We start from the raw sequence: 20,436 nt of genomic DNA, 5'->3' as shown, positions 1-20,436 counted from the left end.
ACTGAGAGAACAGCTACGCCACTTTCCTTTTCTGTCGTTGAGGCTTATCACGCATAGAAGAAAGTACGGCAGCAAAAAGGCAAATCACGGCTGCTACCCAAAAGACAGTATGAAGAGCAGTCATGTAAGCTTCCACATTTAGGATATCAGTGCTACTAGATTCAGATTGATCTTCTGTTAATCTATTCAATTGAAAAGAGAATAGTGAGATAGCAAATGTCGTCCCTAATACCATCCCAATATTGCGGACTAATGCATTTAGGCCGCCTGCTGCTCCTAATAGTGTGGGCGGAACTGATCCGAGAATACTTGCATTGTTTGGAGATAAAAAAAGACCAGTGCCAATTCCAAATATGCCCATATGTGTTGCGACAAGCCATGCCGGTTCATTTGTTGTAAGCTTTGTTAGCAGAACAAAGGATATTGCATTAATCACCAAGCCTGAGATCGTTAAATAGTAGTAGCCAATTTTATCAGACAGCCAACCAGAGAACGGAGCAACGATCGCCATCATCACAGCATTTGCCATCATCACATAACCCACGATATTTGGGGGATATTCTAGCACCAATTGCATATAAAACGGCATGAGAATGGTTATGCAAAAAAGAGAGAGAAAAGACAGGAGAGTCGCAAAGCTTCCTGAACGGAAGGTCCTTATCTTAAATAGTGAGAAGTCAAGCATAGGATGTGAGATTCGAGTTTCACGTCGATAAAACATGACAAAGATGATGAATGAAAAGAGAAGACCACCTAATGTAATTCCCGTTGTCCATCCATGTTCCTCAGCATTAGAAATGGTATATAGGAAGGTAATCATACTTGTCATATACATAATAGAACCAAGATAGTCGAAAGGCTCTCCCACACGTTTTTGGTGCTGTTTTGGCATGATACGTAATGCTGCGATAAATCCGATTAAACCGATGGGTACATTAATCCAAAAAATAGATTCCCAGCCAAACGAATCAACTAGAATGCCACCGATGGCTGGACCGGATAATGAACCAAGTGATACCACCATACCGGTTATTCCGAGGGCCCGACCACGTTCTTCTTTAGGAAAAGTGGCAGCTATGATCGCTTGACTATTAGCCATCAGCAGTGCGGCGCCAGCAGCTTGTAGGACACGCATGCCAATTAACATCCAAATGGATTTTGATAAACCGCATAAAGCAGATCCAATCAAAAAAATTAAAAATCCCAGATTATATAAGTTCCCACGTCCAAAAAGATCCGATAATTTTCCAATAATGGGTAAAAGGGAAGCGATCGCTAATAAATAAGCTGTTACAACCCATTGTACAATATGCAGGGGGACGTCTAATGTACCCGAAATACTAGGGAGAGCTACATTCGTGATGCTGCCATCCAATGTTGACATAAAGATTCCCAAAGACACATTAGCAAGTATCCACCAGCGAAGTGTAGTCCTGATAGTAGGCAATTGACCTTCCTGACTCATCTTAATTCCTCCTTTACATAGCGAAACGGTTTACCCTTTTTTTATGAGCATACGAATAGTCTCAGAGAGGTCAAGGTTATTTTTTTGACACAGCGATAGTAATTTTTGATATGTTTCCTCGTCTAGTCTGACATGGATGGCATGATGTAGCCGATCATCCTCATGCTTTCGTGGACGACCACGCCCTAGTTTTTTATCGAAAATTCCTTCCTTGTCGAGGTTTCTGTCAACAATGGTATATCCCTGTCTTTCTATCCATTCATCCCCTTTATTTTTCTTCCAGACAAAAAGTGCTTTTTTGCGGACTTTAGCTAAATATATATCCATTGGCTCATTCACTAATCCATGTTCTATTGCTATGGTTACCCATTTTTTCTCAAATGCTTGAGCGAATTCTTGAAAAGAGCTGTATCGATTATCCATAAATAATTCCACCCTTTTTTGTTCTACAAAAAATATAAACTCATTTCCAAAATTAGGCAATATATTTATTTTTCAAAAAATGTAAAAGTTTATTTTTTTGTTGTTGAATTAGCATAAAATTGAAAAAAACGGGCTCTTCTCTTGCAATTTCTGAAAGTTTGGTTATCATTAAAAAAGAAGTTCATTGATGTCTAAGTCTGGCTGATTACAGTCATACTATTCATCCTGTGCTTTTACGCATACGCGTACAGAGTATGGAGGGATTGATAACTGGTATATACCACTGCTAAGTATTAACCCACCATAAAACAGCTTGGGCAACGTTTTACGTTTGCGCTGGTTGTTTTGTGGTGGGTTATTTTTATTTTTTGAAGCAGATGGAGAAGGAAACGGAGGAAATAACCCTTGAACAAAATGATTTCATTTACCATCAATGATACGTTACACCAAGCAAAAGAAGGAACTAGAATTCTTGATTATCTGCTTGAGCAAGACATCAAGCATCCTCATATTTGCTATTCACCTATTTTAGGCCCAATTCAAACATGCGATACTTGTACCTGCGAAATTAACGGTCAACTGATGCGAGCTTGCTCTACTGTTGTGGAGGAAGGAATGAGTATCCAGACGGCATCTTCACCGGCAAAGGAAGCGCAAAAACAAGCGATGGATCGTGTCCTCGAAAACCATATGCTGTACTGTACGGTGTGTGATAATAATAATGGCAATTGTCGTGTACATAATACTGTAGATCTGATGGAAGTGGAGCATCAGGAGCGACCGTTTAGAGAGAAGGGCTATGAGGTAGATATGTCTCATCCTTTCTACCGATATGATCCGAATCAATGTATCTTGTGCGGGCGTTGTGTAGAAGCATGTCAGGATTTACAAGTCAACGAGACACTAACCATTGATTGGGAACGAGAAATGCCGCGGGTTATCTGGGATCAGGATAAACCCATTAATGAATCCTCCTGTGTCTCCTGTGGGCATTGCGTCACTGTATGCCCATGTAATGCTTTAATGGAAAAAACTATGCTAGGTGAAGCTGGTTTCATGACAAAGATGGGGAAGGAATTGCTTGATCCCATGATTGAATTGGTCAAGGAAGTAGAGCCTGGTTACAGTGGAATATTGGCCATCTCTGAAGCAGAAGCAGCCATGCGTGAAACTCGAACTAAAAAAACGAAAACGGTATGTACATTTTGCGGGGTAGGCTGTAGCTTTGAGGTTTGGACGAAAGGACGCCAAATTTTAAAAATTGAGCCATCTGAGGAAGCACCAGTCAATAGCATTTCGACCTGTATTAAAGGCAAGTTCGGTTGGGATTTCGTCAACAGCAATGAACGGCTGTCAACACCATTAATTCGACGGGGAGATGAGTTTGTTCCAGCTACCTGGGAGGAAGCGCTTACATTGATTGCGTCTAAGTGGAAAGAGATGAAGCAAAAGTATGGAGGAGACGCTTTCGGTTTCGTTAGCTCATCAAAAACAACCAATGAGGAAGCTTATTTGGTACAGAAATTGGCCCGACAGGTCTTTGAAACAAATAATGTAGACAACTGTTCACGTTATTGCCAATCTCCAGCTACAGACGGGTTATTGTCAACTGTTGGTTATGGCGGTGATTCAGGTGTAATTAGTGATATTGCTGCTGCCGGGTTAGTCATTATCGTTGGAGCGAATCCAACAGAAGGTCATCCGGTTTTGGCGACGCGGGTGAAGCGTGCAAAGAAATTACATGGTCAAAAACTAATTGTTTCAGATTTGCGCAAGCATGAAATGGCAGAACGTTCGGATTTGTATTTACATCCGAATCAAGGGACAGATTTTGTCTGGTTAACAGCGGTAGCCAAATATATCATTGATCAGGGCTGGCATGATGTTGACTTCTTAGCAAAACGCGTCAATTACCTAGAAGAGTATAAGGAAGCCATCCAAAACTATACACTCGAATATGCTGAAAAAGTGACGGGAATTTCTCAAGAGCAACTAAAAGAAACAGCAAAAATGATTTGTGAGGCAGATGGTACATGCGTACTGTGGGGTATGGGAGTTACCCAAAACGTAGGAGGTTCTCATACATCCGCAGCAATTGCCAATCTTTTATTAGTCACAGGAAATTTTGGCCGGCATGGTGCAGGTGCGTATCCACTGCGCGGACATAATAACGTTCAAGGAGCTTGTGATATGGGCTCATTGCCAAATTGGCTACCGGGTTATCAGTCCATCTCTGATGATGAGGCGCGTCAAAAATTTGAAAAGGCGTATGATGTCAAAATTTCTAATAAGCCGGGATATACGAACATTCAGATGTTAGAGGCAGTAGAAGCAGGTACATTAAAAGCAATGTATCTGGTTGGGGAGGATATGGCTTGGGTTGATTCCAATTCGAATCATGTACAAGAGACCTTAAGTAAGCTTGATTTCTTTGTCGTACAGGATATTTTCTTTACACGGACGGCACAATTTGCAGATGTCATTTTGCCAGCAGCACCTTCTTTAGAAAAGGACGGTACATTCACCAATACCGAAAGAAGGATTCAACGGCTCTATCAAGCATTGCCTACATGGGAGGAATCCAAACCAGATTGGTGGATCATTACACAGCTTGCAAACCACCTTGGCGCTAATTGGAGATATACTCACCCCGGTGATATTATGGACGAAATTGCCAGCTTAAGTCCGCTTTTCTCAGGGGTTAGCTATGAAAGGTTGGCAAATTGGAACAGTCTAATCTGGCCTGTATTGCCTGATGGAACAGATGAACCGTTACTCTATATCAATCGATTTAATTTTCCTGATGGTAAGGCACGCCTGTCCTTAGTAGAATATGTGCCACCTATTTCTTATTCAGCGGAATTTGATCTAGTGGTTAATAACGGGCGTTTATTAGAGCATTTCCATGAAGGGAACATGACAAATAAGTCAAAAGGTATTCAATATAAAGTACCAGAAGTATTTGTGGAGGTGTCACCTGAGCTTGCTTGTGAACGCGGGGTCAAGGACGGCTCCTTAGTGCGTCTAGTATCACCATATGGAGCTATCAAATTACGAGCAGTTGTAACGAATCGTGTACAAGGAAAAGAACTGTATGTCCCGATGAATTCCGTCAGCAGCGACAATGCTATTAATATCCTAACAGGCAATGTAGGCGATATTCGTACGCAAACACCAGCTTATAAGCAAACCAAGGTACGTTTGGAAGTACTTGAACATAGCGGCCAAAATCCATTGCCAAAAAATAATCCACGTAATGCCAAACGAAACCCACAGCTAGGTGTTCAGGTAGACCGCAAGTGGGCACGGGCTGATTATGAGCCTATCGCCGATGTGAATGTAGCAGGAGGGAAGCAATAATGGCCAGACCCATTACAAAAATAGCGAAACCAACCATCACAAATGAGGAGCACCAGCAGCTACATCTTACTCAATTAAAAGAAGAGATCGCCATGCATGCACAAAGTATTCGTCAATCCGTGAAACTGTTGGATGAGCTACACCAAGCGGGTGTCCTAGAAACTGTGCAATCTATGGTTCAAAGCAAGGAAAAGATGGCTGGCATTGCTGTTAAGCAGTTGGTAAAGCCAAATGTAACGAAATCCATTAATAACGTCATGGCATTAACAGAAGCGTTAGGCCAAATAGAGCCAGAGATGACCAAAAAGTTGGTCTCAAGTCTTACACATGGTCTGCAAAAAGCAGAAGAAGCCAGTGCTAAAGAGAATAAAATGGGTATGTTTGATCTATTCAAAGCACTACAAGACCCTGATATCAATCGTGCGATTTCTTTTGGCATACATATGCTAAAGGGAATAGGAGAAAATCTCAGAGAGCAAGAGAAACAGAAATAAAGATAGGGAAGTAATAGGAAGGAAAAGTAAAAGAGGCGGAATCCAACCGCCTTTTTTTACTATCAGCCCAATGGGAAATAGGAAAGGAAGAAAAAGGGAGTTTGCCTGCAATTATCAAGAGTAGAACAGAAAAACGGTAGTTCAGTGATTCTTCTAAAATTGACAAATATCCACCTGAGAAAAACAAACATACGTTCCATAAGCTGATGAAAGCCTTTACAAAAATTTATTTTTATTAAAAAAGCCATCTTTTTTGTATGAAGAATGTGTAAGTGTTTTTGTGTTACGGTTAAAAAAGGCTTATTAACAAGGTTTTTTGACAAACGACAGAAAATTCACAAGAGTTACATTATAAAAATTGCGGATGACAAAACTAAGCTGCTGTGGTACGTTAGCAGTAATCCATACCTGGCGGAATAGTGTGCGCCTGACGTGTACAATTCAACACCAAGAAACATAAGGAAGTGAAATGATGAAGAAATTAGGTCTTTTACCCAAAATCATTCTAGGTATCATTTTAGGGGTAATTATTGGCTCTACCTCGCCTGAATGGATCATCAAAGGATTTGCAACATTTAGCGGTATTTTTAGTAATTTTCTTACCTTTATTATTCCATTAATTATTATCGGATTTATTGCTCCTGGTATTGGGGAGCTTGGAAAGGGTGCTGGAAAGCTTTTAGGATTAACGACAGCAATCGCATATGGTTCTACGATTGTAGCAGGCTTGGCCGCCTATTTCGTAAGCACCAACTTTTTCCCGCATATTTTAGAAGTTGGGACGTTAACCAGTGCTTTCAAAAATCCAGAGGAAGCGTTAACTAAGGCTTATTTTACGATTGAAATCCCGCCAATCATGGGCGTTATGAGCGCGCTTGTTCTTGCTTTTACCTTGGGATTGGGGGCTGCTTCCCTCAAGGGAGATTCTCTCCAAAACGTATTGGTTGATCTCAGAACAATTGTTGAAAAAGTAATCTCATCTGTAATCGTACCTTTATTGCCTGTGCATATCATGTGTGTGTTTACCAATCTCACATATGCTGGACAAGTACAACTGATTATATCTGTATTCTTTAAAGTTTTTATCATTATTATTGCTTTGCATATTTTGTATCTTTTCGTGCAGTATTTTATTGCTGGACAATTGGGACGTAAAAGCTATATTTCTTTAATGAAGAATATGCTTCCTGTCTATATGACAGCGATTGGAACACAATCTTCAGCAGCTACAATACCTGTAACCTTACGTCAAGTGAAGAAAAATAGAGTAAGCGATCAGATTGCAGATTTTGTAGTTCCCCTATGTGCAACAATTCATCTATCCGGAAGTACGATTACGCTGGTTAGCTGTTCCATGGCTGTAATGATGCTGAATGGTATGCCTACTACTTTTGGGATTATGTTTCCATTTATCCTCATGCTGGGCATTACCATGGTGGCCGCCCCAGGAGTACCAGGTGGAGCCGTAATGTCAGCAATTGGTTTATTGCAATTAATGCTTGGATTTAGTCCATCACTGACATCATTAATGATTGCCCTTTATATTGCACAAGATAGTTTTGGGACAGCCTGTAACGTAACAGGAGATGGAGCCATTGCAATTATCGTGGATCGTATTAAAGGTAATGGAAAGGCACATCAGCCAGTAGAACAGATGGAACCCATCGCATAAAAATCTAAGGACTCTATCCTTTATTTAGGTAGAGTCCTTTTTGCTTTGAAAATTGCTCAAACTCTTATTGGGAAGACTAGAAAAAATGAATTGATACATAAAAGTTTGCTAGATGTTTTCTTTTCATAAAAGGTAATTCAATTTATACTTCATAGGGAAAGCAATCAGGGAAGGAGTGGATTTCATGCAGGATATCTATCGCGCACTTGTGCTGGATGTTGTAAATGGTCAATCCAACATGCAGATACAAGAACGGTCCATAGCTGATTTACCAGAGGGAGAAGTGACGATTCGTGTTGCCTATTCCAGTGTTAATTTCAAGGATGGCATGGCAACACTTCCGAATCGGATCATTCGCAAATATCCAATGGTTCCAGGAATTGATTTGGCGGGCATAGTAATCGCCTCGACGGATGAACGATATCAAGTAGGTGATCAGGTAATCGCTACAAGCTACGAAATAGGTGTATCTCATCCTGGGGGATTTAGTGAGATAGCTAGAGTTCCGGCTAAATGGGTTGTGCCCCTACCCGATGGTTTAACAATGAAGGAAGCAATGATTTTGGGGACTGCTGGCTTTACAGCGGCCTTATCTATTATTCGACTAGAGGAGAATGGTTTGTCGAAAGAGCAGGGACCTGTTCTGGTGACTGGTTCTACAGGTGGTGTAGGCAGTGTTGCAGTTGATATTTTAGCGAAAAATGGATATGAAGTGACGGCTAGTACAGGCAAAGAAAGTGAGCATGCCTATCTAAAAGAACTAGGCGCCACTACTATTTTACACCGTAATGAGGTTGTTGCCGTGGATGACAAGCCAATGCGCCAGCAGCTTTGGGCTGGAGCAGTAGACCCTGTTGGAGGGAAAACATTAGAGTATCTCCTTTCGACCATGAAGTACGGGGGGTCTGTTGCTCTAAGTGGCTTGACGGGAGGAACAGATGTGTCTACAAGTGTATATCCCTTCATTTTACGTGGCGTGAATCTACTTGGCATCGATTCCGTCTATTGCCCGATGAATCAACGCAAAATGGTATGGGAACGTCTAGCATCCGATATGAAACCCAAGCATTTGACAGATCAAATGGTTAAGGAAATTACCTTGGAGGAATTGCCTAAGACGCTTTCACAGATCTTAGAGGGGCAGATACGTGGACGGACGATAGTGAAATTGTAGTAAAACCTTAGTGCATATTTTAGGAAAAAATAAGTTAGGTGTTATGTGAAAGCTTTAGGTTCCTCTATTTTGTCAAAAAAACAAACAAGCAAGGCTGGCAATCCCAACAGTCTTGCTTGTATTGCATTTTTATATGAACGTATCAGGTTTCAAATAAGCTTCCTTCTAAAGCCTTGATATAGCGTTTTGCAGACTTTTGTACGGATTCATTAGCATTTTCGGCAACGATTCCATGAAACGCGTTATATAAACGATTAAATGGTAAACCCTGTACTTTAGCGGCTATTTCTCTTACTTTTTTAGCTGGTAATGGAATTAAATTCGGATAGCTATACATAAAGCTCACCCAAGAATTGTCCGCTACTACTTGAATGATGTCTCCTGTTAAAAGAACACCTTTTCCGTTATTCCCATCCTTCCAGTGTAAGACAGACCCGCCTTTAAAATGTCCGCCTAAGCGATGAATAGTCAATTGATTCGTTATACTATGAGATTCTCCTGACCAATACACGATATGTTCACTAGGACGGGTGATCCATTCTCTATCATCTTCATGCACATAGACGGGTACGTTAAAGGCTTCAGCCCATTCTACCTGAGTAGAGTAATAATGTGGATGGGAAAGAGCAATTGCTTGGATACCACCTAGACCCTGTATTTGCTCAATGGTTGATTGATCCAAATAGGTAATACAGTCCCATAAAAGCTGGAACCCATGACTTTGTAAGAGATACGCATTCTGTCCTATAGCAAACTTTGGCTTTGTCGTAATACTGAATAATCCGTCTTCTTTTTTTACAATTTCATTCGTATAGTCTGCATTTTGCTGTAGCTCCCCGAGAGTTGTCCATGCCTGCCCAAGAGGATTCACAAATTGTCTTTCCTCCTTACAAATACGGCAAAAAAGCGGTGCTTCCTTGCATTTAGAATATTGAACTCCGCAGGTAGTGCAGATGAAATGTTGCATATGTACCCTCCTGATTAAATGTTAGTATTTTCGGTATATTCTATACTTACTATACATGAAACTAGACAAAGGAGACTTATTTTTTGAGCTGAAGTGCTTTTAAAAAAAACTAGCTTTCACAAAGTTATCGAAAAATCATAAAAGTAAGTTTATTTTGTTGCGTTACGGGATTTTTATTTTAATATATAATTTGGGCTTATAAATTTTGTTTATTTGTTACATAAAAACGAAAAAAGGTAGCAGAGACTTTCGCGACAATTTGAGGAGCATCAGAGCTTGAAATCTTGAAATCTTGAAATCTTGAAGACTGAAAGACTGAAAGACTGGGAGCCCTTCAACCACAGTTTTTACACCATAGTAAAACTAATGAATAGGAACTATTAGTAGGCTAGTAAAAAGGGAGGAAGTGCAATGCTACATAGAATCTTTGCTGGGGTCGTTACAGCAATGCTTTTTTGTCTAGTTGTTGCAGTAGCAGAATATACCCCAATGATAGCACGCAAGCCAAATACCTATTATTTTCCTTTTGTGACTTTATTGATTATCTATCTAATGTATTCCATTCCAATATTTTTGCTTATTGGAATTCCATGCACGATCTTAATCGATTTTATTACAAATAGAATGGGAATATCGAACAAAAGTAAGCTTTATTTTGTACATCTTGGATTATATTCGTTAGCAGGTATTTCCATAGCCTTGATTTTCTTCGGATTAACTAAAGGGGATATTCTACAAAAAATATGTTGCTATAAAGCTTATATTGTTTATATAGGTGGATCACTACTTTTCTATCATATATCTCTTGCCACAATGATTATTTTTAAAAAAATGACTAAGGACTAACAAAATTTATTTTGCCTAGATCAAGGATGTTCCAGTAGCTTCATGAAGATTAGAAACGATCGAGAAACCTATTATTGATGAGGATGAGCTAGCTGAATTTTGTCAAAGATTATCTGACTCTCTACAGTATGATTATGCCTTTCAATTGTCCGATAGAAAGAGACAAAAGAGAGTAAAGGCATGATAGGATCCGCTAGAAGATAAGATGGGTAGATAAGTTTGAAAGCACTGTTACATAAATTAAATGAATCAAGATAGAAACGATGAGGATTTTTGATGGATGACTGTAGAAGATGTTGTTAATGTAGAAAGTCTTAAACAGTACGTCTTACGTTAGAGAAACCTGGTAAAGAAGTGTTTTTTAGAAAAGTGCCAATTTTTAAGACGAGGTACTGTTTGTACAAGAAAATTCCTTAGGCATTGAATATTTTGGTAGTAAAAGCGAGGTGTGAATAGTGAAAGAACTACACGATATAAAAAAAATATGGGACGAAGTTGTAAATACCGATCTTGAAGAGTTTACTAGGAAAAATCCAATATACATGAAGAGACCATATGGTATGTCTTCTTCATCGTCTACATTTTGTTGGACATTTATACGTGGAAAAACAGGAGCAACGGGACCCACTGGAGGAACAGGAGCTACCGGAGCCACAGGTACAACGGGACCCACTGGAGCCACAGGAGCAACGGGACCTACTGGAGCCGCAGGAGCAACGGGACTTACCGGAGCTACAGGAGCCTCAGGACCTACCGGAGAAACAGGACCTACCGGAGAAACAGGAGCAACGGGACCTACTGGAGCCACAGGAAATACAGGGCCAATGGGGGAAACTGGGCCTACAGGAGCCACAGGAAAAACAGGAGCAACGGGACCTACTGGTGCGACAGGAGAGACCGGAGCAACAGGGACAAATATAAGTGCCAATTCCATGACTGCTACTTTAACACCCCCGACTAGTCCTTTTGTTATCTTTGTACCGCCGGAAGGGATAAATCTTCCTTTGCCTAACAATCAAAAGTTAGATGGTTTTATCGCTGTGGATGAGAACAGAGCTTTCATAGTTCCAGAAGATGGACGTTATACACTCAGATATACCATCACCTCAATTGATTCTTTTACTCTTATTACCAGATTAGTAAGAAATAACACAGTTGAAATTAACGCCTCTAAAAGTGGGGGGAAATTAACTGATAAGTTTGCTGCAGAAACTCAGGAAAACTTAATAAAAGGAGATAAGATTTCTCTTCAGGTAATGGGAGAAAATGTTATTCTTAATTTCGCTGGAAACGGTATACAAGGGGCTTTTCTAACCATTCAACGTCTAGAATAATCAAAAATTTTAGATGCTAGTTTAGCAGATCACGTTATATGCTTCGAGTGAACATGCTAAAGAGCTTGAGATATTGGAAATCTCAAAAATCTATCAATTACGAGCTTGATAAATGACACGATTGGCAACATGAGCTAAAACAAGGATGAAATGAAGAAAAATCGTCTCCTAAGAAATGTGGAAACGATTTTTCTTCTATAAACGATTATTTGAAAAGAGGAATCAAACTGCATATATTAAAAAGAATTAAAATGATATATTTTTAATGAAGACCATTATTTTATAGAAGTTGTGATGTTTGAGATGCCATGTTAAGCATAAGGAAGGATATGAAACGAATTATGACTATTCAGTTAAGTTAATTGTATTGATTGAAGGTCAATCTAGCTAATAATATCACAAACAGTGATTAACAGTGGAACAAAAACAGCAAACTACTTAGTCTTAGTTATATATGAGATAGTGCATAATTTTGTAAAAGAAGATTTCTTTTAATTGCAGATAGTTGTACTACTTACTGTATAAAACAACCATTTTAAGCTAGGGTTCTTTTTGTACAAGAGTATTTCCTATGTGTAGAATATCTTGAGATAAAAAGTGAGGTGTAGATCGTGAAAGAATTACACGATATAAAAAGAATATGGGATGAAATTAAACATACTGATCTCGATGAGTTTGCTAAAAAAAATCCAATACACATGAAGCGTTCATGTCATTTATCCTCCTCATCTTCTACATTTTGTTGTACATTTATACGTGGAAAAACAGGAGCAACGGGACCTACCGGAGCAACTGGAAAAACAGGAGCAACGGGACCTACCGGAGCAACTGGAACAACGGGGGCAACGGGACTTACTGGAGCAACTGGGACAACAGGGGTAACAGGCTCTACCGGAGAAACAGGAGAAACAGGGGCAACGGGCTTTACTGGAGACGTAGGAGACAGAGGATGGACAGGTCCAACACAATCAGGAATTTTTAGTCCTCCTGGTCAAACGGGAGCGACAGGACCAACAGGGGCGACAGGAATTACCGGATCAATGGGGCAAACAGGAGCACCAGGTCCAACAGGAGCAATAGGACCAAATCTATACGTCAACACGATGACTGCCACTTTAACACCCCCTACTAATCCCTTTGTTATTGTTGTACCACCAGAAGGGATAAATCTCCCTCTTCCTGACAATCAAAAATTGGATAGTTTCACAGTTGAAGATGCGAACAGAGCCTTCATCGTTCCAGAAGATGGACGTTATATTCTCAGATATAATATCACCACGTCCGGTTCTTTTACTCTTATTACCCGATTAGTAAGAAATAATACAGTTGAAATTAATACCTCTAAAAGTGGAGGAAAACAGACAAATACGTTTGGGGCTGAAACTCAGGAAAACTTAATCAAAGGAGATAAAATTACCCTTCAGGTAATGGGTGATAATGTCGCTGTTAGTTTTTTAGGAAACGGTATAGAAGGGGCTTTTCTAACCATTCAACGGCTAGAATGATAAGAAAATTCGAAAAATAAATCAACTTTTCGGATCACTAAAAAACCGTTAATGCCTAGCAATGAACATACCCGTTATAAGCTTGTCAGGTAAATGAAACATGTACCTATCTTTTTACAAATCCATGCAATCAAAGAAAAGACAGATGAGTTAAAATGAAGAAAATCGTTCCCTGAGAATTAAGGAAACGATTTTCTTTTGCAATCTTTATATCGAATGTCATTTTCATTCAAAATATTATGTTTGGAATAGCTAAATATGACAAATAGGAAATATCGGTGAACCCAGAAATAATAGAATGAACTTATTATCATGTACATAAATAATAGTTTATTTTGTATAAATCAAGTACTATACCTAATTTACTTGCATAATCTGTTATTAGCTCAAAGGCAAGTTATATAAATATCATCTTCTAAGGGAGTAATAATCATAATTTTAACACTAAGATTAGTGGAATGAGAAAAACAGGGAGGAATTATCATGCCAACGTGGATTTGTTCCTTGTAAGGTGTCTAACAGATGGCTTCAATTTGATAGTACATCAGCCCAGATGTCTGATGGTGAGTACATAATGATTAACGTAATGACGTTAACGATACAAAGCTTTGTGAGCTAGTTTTAACGAAAGAAGATTTATTGAGGGCTATTAATAATGCTGAGAGATTAGATTAACAGATATGGAAGGATTGGGCTTGAGCGGAGATGTCGAGCTTGAGAAACGTCTATACACGGAATTTATTGGACAGTTAGCTCCTGTGTTACATCAGGAAGGTAAAAAGCTGTCACTAATCTTGCATTCGCCAAACGGTTCCTATAAAGGCTATGATTATGCACAATTAAGTGCTATGGCAGACGATTTGATTATCATGGCGTATGATTATGGACAAAAGGGACAGCCGGAGAATTTGGACAAAGTAAATGAGGCTATCCAGCTTGCGTTAAAGCAGGTGCCAAAAGAGAAGCTGATCCTAGGTATCTCTATGGGCAGTTCTCTATGGCGATTAGGGCTAATTACAGAGCCTACTTATTTAGAAATGAAAAAGGCTGTAGCGATGTAACGGTACATCCTTTTATCAAATGGAATGTATAATCGCTAAATCCATCCCTCACATTGAAGGGATGGATTTTTTTATGTCTCTATTAACCTTAAGTGTTATACCATTATTTCTTTTATGCATGTTAACATAGCTGTAATTGTAGTTGATGTGTGAATAAGGAGAATGGCGTTATGAAAACAGAAAAACAAAAAATGATAAACGATGAATTATATGATGCCTCCGATATAGAGCTGAGCAAGGAGCGTCAACAAGCTAGTAGGCTGACGAGATTGTACAATCAGTCGTTAGAAACCGAAAAGGAAGAACGAAAGGACATATTATCTCAGCTATTCGGTACGAAGGGAGAGGATTGTGTTATACAGCCTAGCTTTCGATGTGATTATGGATACAATATTCATCTTGGAGAGCATTTCTTTGCTAACTACGATTGCATCATGCTTGATGTTTGTGAAATACGTATAGGCGAGCATTGTATGCTGGGACCAGGTGTTCATATTTATACGGCTATGCATCCTCTCCATCCATTAGAGCGGGCAAGTGGTTTGGAATATGGGAAACCAGTTGTAATTGGCAATCTTGTATGGATTGGTGGGGGGCTATCATTAATCCAGGGGTTAGGATTGGAAATAATGTAGTAGTCGCTTCAGGAGCTGTCGTAACGAAAAACGTGCCGGATAACGTTGTCGTAGGAGGAAACCCAGCTGTGATTAGTAAAGAGATTGTACTTTAAAAATTACAGGATAGAAATTAAAATACCTCATTACGATTTGCTACAGAGTTAAATACATAAGGGAAGAAGCGTCTAAATGATGAATTTGGACGCTTCTTTTTTTGGCTAAAGGGTGATGAACATACCTTTACATGTACAACGAAAAGGCACATTTTTCTAAAAATAGTTTATTTACACCATACACTTTTTACTAATTTGAATACTGTAAAGGAGAAAGGAAGGTGTTATTGCGTTGGACAATCGTTTTGAAATTGACAAGATTTACGACAGCATTATTCAATCGGAGTTAGATATTTATTTAAGAAAAGATCCACTGTTTGCGCATAAACATTGTAGCCACAGTTCTTCTACCACTTGCAGATCTACGTTTATTACCTGTATTGAATGCCCGACAGGTCCAACGGGTCCAACCGGAGCCACCGGAGCTACGGGGGCCACTGGAGCCACTGGAGCCACTGGAGCAACTGGAGCCACTGGAGCAACTGGAGCAACTGGAGCAACTGGAGCCACTGGAGCCACTGGAGCAACTGGAGCCACTGGGGCTACTGGAGCCACTGGAGCAACCGGAGCCACTGGAGCCACTGGAACCACTGGAACCACTGGAGCAACTGGAGCAACTGGAGCAACTGGAGCCACTGGAGCAACTGGAGCAACTGGAGCAACTGGAGCCACTGGAGCAACTGGAGCAACTGGAGCCACTGGAGCCACCGGAGCAACTGGAGCCACTGGGGCTACTGGAGCCACTGGAGCCACTGGAGCAACTGGAGCAACTGGAGCAACTGGAGCCACTGGAGCAACTGGAGCAACTGGAGCCACTGGAGCCACCGGAGCAACTGGAGCCACTGGGGCTACTGGAGCCACTGGAGCCACTGGAGCAACTGGGGCTACTGGAGCCACTGGAGCCACTGGAGCCACCGGAGCCACTGGAGCCACTGGCGCTACTGGTGTGGCAGGGACAACCGGAGCAACCGGAGCCACTGGTCCATCAATTAGTTCACTTGCTGGTTTTGCATCTTTTTCCCTTAACACAGCAAATGGTACAGTAACTATACCAGTTGGTGGGGGTATACCGTTTAATCAAAACCCTGTGCCACCTGTTGGTGTTTCTCATGCAGCAGGATCTGACACATTTACTATCATTACTGCCGGCACCTATTTAATCATTTACGGGATACACTATACCGTTGCATCAACTACGCTATTGCCGGTTAATACCATTATATTTACAGGTGGATTCGGTCGTAGTGATACGACCCTTAAAAGTGGAACTACTTCCAGTCTTGATGCTTGGATGACTAATAGTTCTATGCTACCTTTAGCAGCAGGGGATACAGTGAGAATTATTAACGATGGTACCAATAGCTTTAATTTAACGCAGGTTGCAGGTGCTGCAGCATATATTACTTTTGTCAGAGTGGGGTGATAAGATTTAAAGTTCTGATGTTCTATGATTTAAAACCGAATTATAATGAAAATAGATTATAATTCCAATGAGGCTGTCCAATAAGTCCCCAACTTTTTTCTGCGTTTGCTTTTGCAGGAAAGTAGCGAGGCGGATGCCTGCCACTTTCAGTAAATTGTGGGCCATGGCCACAATCCCGAACTCGACGTGAATCTTGTCCAGCCCCGCAAGGAGATCATGGATTTCTCGTCATCCTCAGGCTGCCGAAAGGCAGCCTGAACTATCGAACCCTGTTAGTTGAGCAAATCACTGATTATTTCTTTCTCCCTAATATAAAGCAAATGGGAGGATACCCCTAAGACTGATGGATCATTAGATATCCTTATAAGTAAATTAACCAATTTATCCTTCTCTCTTTGTTCAATCCAATATTGTGTTTGTTCGTTGTTCAATAATGCACCAATATTGGAAGATCCAATCAAGTCAATGGTTTCGAACCCATTGTTCTCCATAAATGGTTTTATATCTTCAATATTGTAATAATATGCTCCTGTAAATCGACCTTTATCATTATGTTTAAAAGTTCCATCTTCAATAAACTTATTTATTGATACCATATTATCATTTGGTTTCCAGAATCGTGGGTAGATCAAAGATGTAAGGAGCATCCTCATTCGACTTTGGAAGGCCGCGAAAACGGTACCGTTATACTTGGTAACTCGATGTAACTTTTTAACCGCAGCTTCTCGATCGTCTTCCTTCTGAAGATGATATAACGGCCCCATCATTAAAGAAGCGTCAAAGGAGTTACTTGAAATTCCATCCAAGTAAGTTCCGTTTAGCACATGGAACCCCCGAAATTTATTTGTTAATCCTAACTCGTTTGCCTTTTCTTTTGCAATATCGATTAATCTGGGGGTTATGTCGGAAAGAGTCACGTTGTATCCATTTCTCGCTAATTCAAATGAGTATTTACCGGGGCCAGCGCCAATATCTAGAAAATAACAGGACAAAGGGTAAGTATTTTCTCAAGTAATGCCAATTTATAGTGAACTCTAGAAGTTCCCTATCCAACCTTCTCCACTCATCAAAATTAGAATAATACTCAATAACGTCGTTCACATTCTTCCCCTCCTTTTTGGAAAAATAAAAAAACCCATCACCTACAAAGAGGCGATAGGTTCTACCTTCGAGGTACCACTCTTCTTTGATTCGTACCAAAATTCACGAATCCTTTGGACCTGATCACGGAGGTAACCCGTTAAGATCTACGTTTCGATCTTACCTCTTTTGGGTGAGTTGGGGGAACTATCAGCCCTAGAGGGTCCATTTTATTTTACATAAAAAAAGAATCCCCTTACCTTGAAAGATAGCACAAGTTATCAAAAATATTTTTACAGGAAGTGTATGATTAATATCCAAGAGGTGTTGACGAATGGATTATTTCGAAAGAATACAAGATTCAATTGAATTTATCGAAAAAAATCTACAAGAGGAAGTAAAAATTACTGAAATTTCCTCGAAATCTTGTTTTTCAGCGTTTCATTTCCAACGAATTTTTCAAGCCATTACAGGTTTTTCTGTACAGGAGTATATAAGAAGCAGAAGACTTTCAGAAGCGGCTGTATTACTAAAGGAAACACGAAAGAACATATTGGAAATAGCGTTATTTTTTCAATATGGTTCCCAGGAAGCATTTACCCGAGCATTTGTAAATCATTTTGGATTGACCCCAGCTAACTATCGAAGAGGGGGAACTATTATAAAACAACAAACTTTTTGGATGACAAAAATAAGATGATAGGTGATCTAATTATGAATAAACCTGAAATTGTTGTTTTAAATAAGAAACATATTATTGGTTATGAGTACAAAACGAGTTTAAATCATGAACAATATTTTAAGGAAATTCCTACATTCTATATAGATTTTGGGAAAAACAGATATTATCATAAGATACCTAGAAGAAGTTCACCTATTATGTCATTTGGTATATCGACAAATTTTCATGATGAAGGTCAATTTTCTTTTATTATTGGTGAAGAAGTGAAGGAGATGAATACAACATTAGAAAAGGGTTTTGTGAATCTTGAAATTCCGGAGGGTAAATATGCTAAATTCAAGGTCAATGGACCCGCTGAATTAGTCCAAAATACGAGAAGATACATTTATGGTACATGGTTCCTTAACTCCAAATATGAGAGAGGAGATGGGCCGGATTTTGAGATTACAGATGTCTTGAACTCCATATATCCAAATGACATGAAAATGAAAATATATATACCAATCAAATAGAAATCTAGGGAGAGAAGAATAAAATGAATTTTGGAAAGATTTTTGGGGATTTTCCAGTATTGGAGTCTGATCATTTCATATTGAAAAAAATAGAACAGGAGCATTTACAAGAGGTCTTTACAATCTACGACAATGATAAAGTGTTTACGTATTGTGGGATTATTCCTAAGCATAATTTACAAACTGTAAGGAAAATGATTGACCATTTTGATAGGGATTATCATAAGAAAAGCAGAATTAAATGGGGGATTTTTCAAAAAAATGAAGCGAGTAAGCTGGTTGGAATTATGGAATGTATGGATTTTAATCAAAAAGTGAATATGGTTTCGATTGGTTATTTTTTGGCAGAGGAATACTGGGGAAAAGGTATTGCAACTGAATCTGTTGCGGAATTAGTAAGATTTTTATTTGAAGAGGTTGATGTTAATAGAATCCAAGCAGAGATCATGCCTGCAAATCAGATTTCAAAGAAAGTTATCGTAAAAAATGGATTTATAAAAGAAGGGTTAGTAAGACAAGCTTTTTTATGGTCTGGTAAAGGTGTAGTAGATTTGGAGATATATGGTTTACTAAAGGAGGACTACATCAATCGTAGCAAAAGGAATACCTCAAATGAAGAGGATTACTGAGAATTACGGATTCCATCCGCAACAAAAGTATTGTACGATAAGCTAAACGCTTTGAAAGGGAGTTGTTAGCTGATGATGTGGTCACCATTATTTGAAAATGATGTACCTGTAGTTATTCTTCCTTAACGGTAGAATAATTCCATCTCCGTTAAGGACAGAATTGTCCATCTAAAACGGAGGGTACAACATGAAAAAATTATTAGGCTCTTTATATTTATCACTCGCTGCTAGCATTTGGGGCGGGATGTATGTTGTTGTAAAAGCAGTGGTAGACCTCGTGCCACCACTTGAATTAGTATGGTTTCGCTATGTAATTGCCATGTGTGCATTGCTAATGATCGGTGTTATAACAAAACAATCATGGCGGATTGAAAAACGAGACTGGCCATTAATTATCATCATTGGCCTTATTGGAAATACCCTCTCAATCGTGACACAGGAAGTTGGTACGATGCTTTCTACTGCACAAACAGGGGCCATTATCACTTCAACCACACCTGCATTTATGGTGCTATTTGCGCGTATTTTTTTAAAAGAAAAAATTACGTATAAAAAGGCAATCTCTATTTTTTTAGCAACGATTGGAGTTTGTATTATTGTTGGAAATGGACATATTGATTCGTCTCACCAGCTTGGGGGCTTATCGCTGCTTATTGCTGCACTGACGTGGTCACTTATGTCTGTTTTGATTAAACGTGTACCGGAGCAATATTCACAAATTGTCGTAACGAGCTATGCCATTCTTGTTGCGATTGTTGTTCTAACCCCTTTTACGATTGGCCGATTAGCTAAGCTCGATTTTCAAACCATGACGCATCCAACTATTTGGGGCGGGCTTTTATACTTGGGGCTTATCTCGACTGCATGTGCCTTTTTGCTGTGGAATCGTGGACTGCAGCTGCTTAATGCTTCAAGTGGCGGTTTATTTTTCTTTTTCCAACCAATCGTCGGTTCTTTTTTAGGGTGGTTATTACTAGGTGAACAGATTGGTTTCTCTTTTTGGATAGGTACGATATTAATTTTTATTGGTGTACTATTAGTCATTCGTGAAGAATAGACATCAGGAAAAAAGCTGATCG

General features: G+C 39.5%; 15 protein-coding genes and 2 pseudogenes. 13 read left to right on the top strand and 4 right to left on the bottom strand.

The features are described 5' to 3' along the window. Positions 1-13 precede the first annotated feature (13 nt). Both GOP56_RS05360 and GOP56_RS05355 read right to left on the bottom strand, forming a co-directional pair. On the bottom strand, positions 14-1,465 hold the full coding sequence (locus GOP56_RS05360; protein WP_163244798.1) for an MFS transporter: 1,452 nt from the start codon (positions 1,463-1,465) through the stop codon (positions 14-16). Between the two features lie 30 nt (positions 1,466-1,495). Further along, positions 1,496-1,888 (bottom strand): hypothetical protein, encoded by a 393-nt coding sequence (locus GOP56_RS05355; RefSeq protein ID WP_003336318.1) that lies wholly within the window; start codon positions 1,886-1,888, stop codon positions 1,496-1,498. A gap of 414 nt (positions 1,889-2,302) precedes the next feature. Between GOP56_RS05355 and fdhF the strand changes: the two genes are divergently transcribed. The 4 genes from fdhF (at position 2,303) to GOP56_RS05335 (ending at position 8,588) form a co-directional block, all read left to right on the top strand. After that, entirely contained in the window at positions 2,303-5,248 is a 2,946-nt protein-coding gene (gene fdhF / locus GOP56_RS05350; RefSeq protein WP_174250703.1) for a formate dehydrogenase subunit alpha, read from the top strand. After that, positions 5,248-5,742, top strand: a complete 495-nt coding sequence (locus GOP56_RS05345; RefSeq protein ID WP_022584754.1) for a helical membrane plugin domain-containing protein — start codon at positions 5,248-5,250, stop codon at positions 5,740-5,742. The genes fdhF and GOP56_RS05345 overlap by 1 nt, the downstream gene beginning before the upstream one ends. A gap of 472 nt (positions 5,743-6,214) precedes the next feature. After that, positions 6,215-7,414 (top strand): dicarboxylate/amino acid:cation symporter, encoded by a 1,200-nt coding sequence (locus GOP56_RS05340; RefSeq protein WP_163246812.1) that lies wholly within the window; start codon positions 6,215-6,217, stop codon positions 7,412-7,414. 184 nt (positions 7,415-7,598) lie between these two features. Beyond that, positions 7,599-8,588 carry an acrylyl-CoA reductase family protein gene (locus GOP56_RS05335; RefSeq protein WP_096885870.1) on the top strand — a complete coding sequence of 330 codons (990 nt, stop codon included), beginning with the start codon at positions 7,599-7,601 and terminating at the stop codon, positions 8,586-8,588. 142 nt (positions 8,589-8,730) lie between these two features. Here GOP56_RS05335 and GOP56_RS05330 read toward each other — a convergent pair whose 3' ends face one another. Next, complete coding sequence (locus GOP56_RS05330) at positions 8,731-9,555, bottom strand: MBL fold metallo-hydrolase (RefSeq protein ID WP_163244794.1); 825 nt, start codon at positions 9,553-9,555, stop codon at positions 8,731-8,733. A 411-nt stretch (positions 9,556-9,966) separates the two neighbouring features. Between GOP56_RS05330 and GOP56_RS05325 the strand changes: the two genes are divergently transcribed. From GOP56_RS05325 to GOP56_RS24245, 6 genes and pseudogenes are all read left to right on the top strand, one after another. Continuing rightward, complete coding sequence (locus GOP56_RS05325) at positions 9,967-10,401, top strand: hypothetical protein (protein WP_163244792.1); 435 nt, start codon at positions 9,967-9,969, stop codon at positions 10,399-10,401. Between the two features lie 455 nt (positions 10,402-10,856). Continuing rightward, the gene (locus GOP56_RS05320; protein WP_163244790.1) at positions 10,857-11,735 is read left to right on the top strand and encodes a collagen-like protein; all 879 of its coding nucleotides are present in this window, start codon (positions 10,857-10,859) and stop codon (positions 11,733-11,735) included. 611 nt (positions 11,736-12,346) lie between these two features. Beyond that, positions 12,347-13,240: a BclA C-terminal domain-containing protein gene (locus GOP56_RS05315; RefSeq protein WP_163244783.1), complete on the top strand. Its 894-nt coding sequence runs from the start codon at positions 12,347-12,349 to the stop codon at positions 13,238-13,240. Between the two features lie 695 nt (positions 13,241-13,935). Further along, on the top strand, positions 13,936-14,301 hold the full coding sequence (locus tag GOP56_RS05310; protein ID WP_254068624.1) for a glycosyl hydrolase family 18 protein: 366 nt from the start codon (positions 13,936-13,938) through the stop codon (positions 14,299-14,301). A gap of 170 nt (positions 14,302-14,471) precedes the next feature. Beyond that, a pseudogene (locus GOP56_RS05305) lies at positions 14,472-15,031 on the top strand (sugar O-acetyltransferase). A gap of 232 nt (positions 15,032-15,263) precedes the next feature. Then, positions 15,264-16,454: a collagen-like repeat preface domain-containing protein gene (locus GOP56_RS24245; protein ID WP_163244781.1), complete on the top strand. Its 1,191-nt coding sequence runs from the start codon at positions 15,264-15,266 to the stop codon at positions 16,452-16,454. Between the two features lie 272 nt (positions 16,455-16,726). Here GOP56_RS24245 and GOP56_RS05295 read toward each other — a convergent pair whose 3' ends face one another. Beyond that, positions 16,727-17,446 carry a class I SAM-dependent methyltransferase gene (locus GOP56_RS05295; protein WP_371807982.1) on the bottom strand — a complete coding sequence of 240 codons (720 nt, stop codon included), beginning with the start codon at positions 17,444-17,446 and terminating at the stop codon, positions 16,727-16,729. A gap of 422 nt (positions 17,447-17,868) precedes the next feature. Here GOP56_RS05295 and GOP56_RS05290 point away from each other — a divergent pair. The 3 genes and pseudogenes from GOP56_RS05290 (at position 17,869) to GOP56_RS05280 (ending at position 20,414) form a co-directional block, all read left to right on the top strand. After that, positions 17,869-18,728, top strand: a pseudogene (locus GOP56_RS05290) (effector binding domain-containing protein). 23 nt (positions 18,729-18,751) lie between these two features. Beyond that, positions 18,752-19,357, top strand: coding sequence for a GNAT family N-acetyltransferase (locus GOP56_RS05285; protein WP_163244779.1), 606 nt, complete (start codon positions 18,752-18,754; stop codon positions 19,355-19,357). A 187-nt stretch (positions 19,358-19,544) separates the two neighbouring features. Beyond that, positions 19,545-20,414 (top strand): DMT family transporter, encoded by an 870-nt coding sequence (locus tag GOP56_RS05280; protein WP_022584764.1) that lies wholly within the window; start codon positions 19,545-19,547, stop codon positions 20,412-20,414. Positions 20,415-20,436: the final 22 nt, after the last annotated feature.

Origin of the sequence: Brevibacillus sp. 7WMA2 (assembly GCF_010748895.1) — a bacterium.
In the GTDB taxonomy this organism is placed as follows: Bacteria; Bacillota; Bacilli; order Brevibacillales; family Brevibacillaceae; genus Brevibacillus_B; species Brevibacillus_B halotolerans.
The sequence above is the reverse complement of the archived record's forward strand: the minus strand, read 5'-3'. Positions and strand labels throughout refer to the sequence as shown.

Excerpts from the sequence above, each read along its gene's own strand:
- GOP56_RS05360 (WP_163244798.1), bottom strand. The coding sequence starts at position 1,465 with ATGAGTCAGGAAGGTCAATTGCCTACTATCAGGACTACACTTCGCTGG.
- GOP56_RS05355 (WP_003336318.1), bottom strand. The coding sequence starts at position 1,888 with ATGGATAATCGATACAGCTCTTTTCAAGAATTCGCTCAAGCATTTGAG.
- fdhF (WP_174250703.1), top strand. The coding sequence starts at position 2,303 with ATGATTTCATTTACCATCAATGATACGTTACACCAAGCAAAAGAAGGA.
- GOP56_RS05345 (WP_022584754.1), top strand. The coding sequence starts at position 5,248 with ATGGCCAGACCCATTACAAAAATAGCGAAACCAACCATCACAAATGAG.
- GOP56_RS05340 (WP_163246812.1), top strand. The coding sequence starts at position 6,215 with ATGAAGAAATTAGGTCTTTTACCCAAAATCATTCTAGGTATCATTTTA.
- GOP56_RS05335 (WP_096885870.1), top strand. The coding sequence starts at position 7,599 with ATGCAGGATATCTATCGCGCACTTGTGCTGGATGTTGTAAATGGTCAA.
- GOP56_RS05330 (WP_163244794.1), bottom strand. The coding sequence starts at position 9,555 with ATGCAACATTTCATCTGCACTACCTGCGGAGTTCAATATTCTAAATGC.
- GOP56_RS05325 (WP_163244792.1), top strand. The coding sequence starts at position 9,967 with ATGCTACATAGAATCTTTGCTGGGGTCGTTACAGCAATGCTTTTTTGT.
- GOP56_RS05285 (WP_163244779.1), top strand. The coding sequence starts at position 18,752 with ATGAATTTTGGAAAGATTTTTGGGGATTTTCCAGTATTGGAGTCTGAT.
- GOP56_RS05280 (WP_022584764.1), top strand. The coding sequence starts at position 19,545 with ATGAAAAAATTATTAGGCTCTTTATATTTATCACTCGCTGCTAGCATT.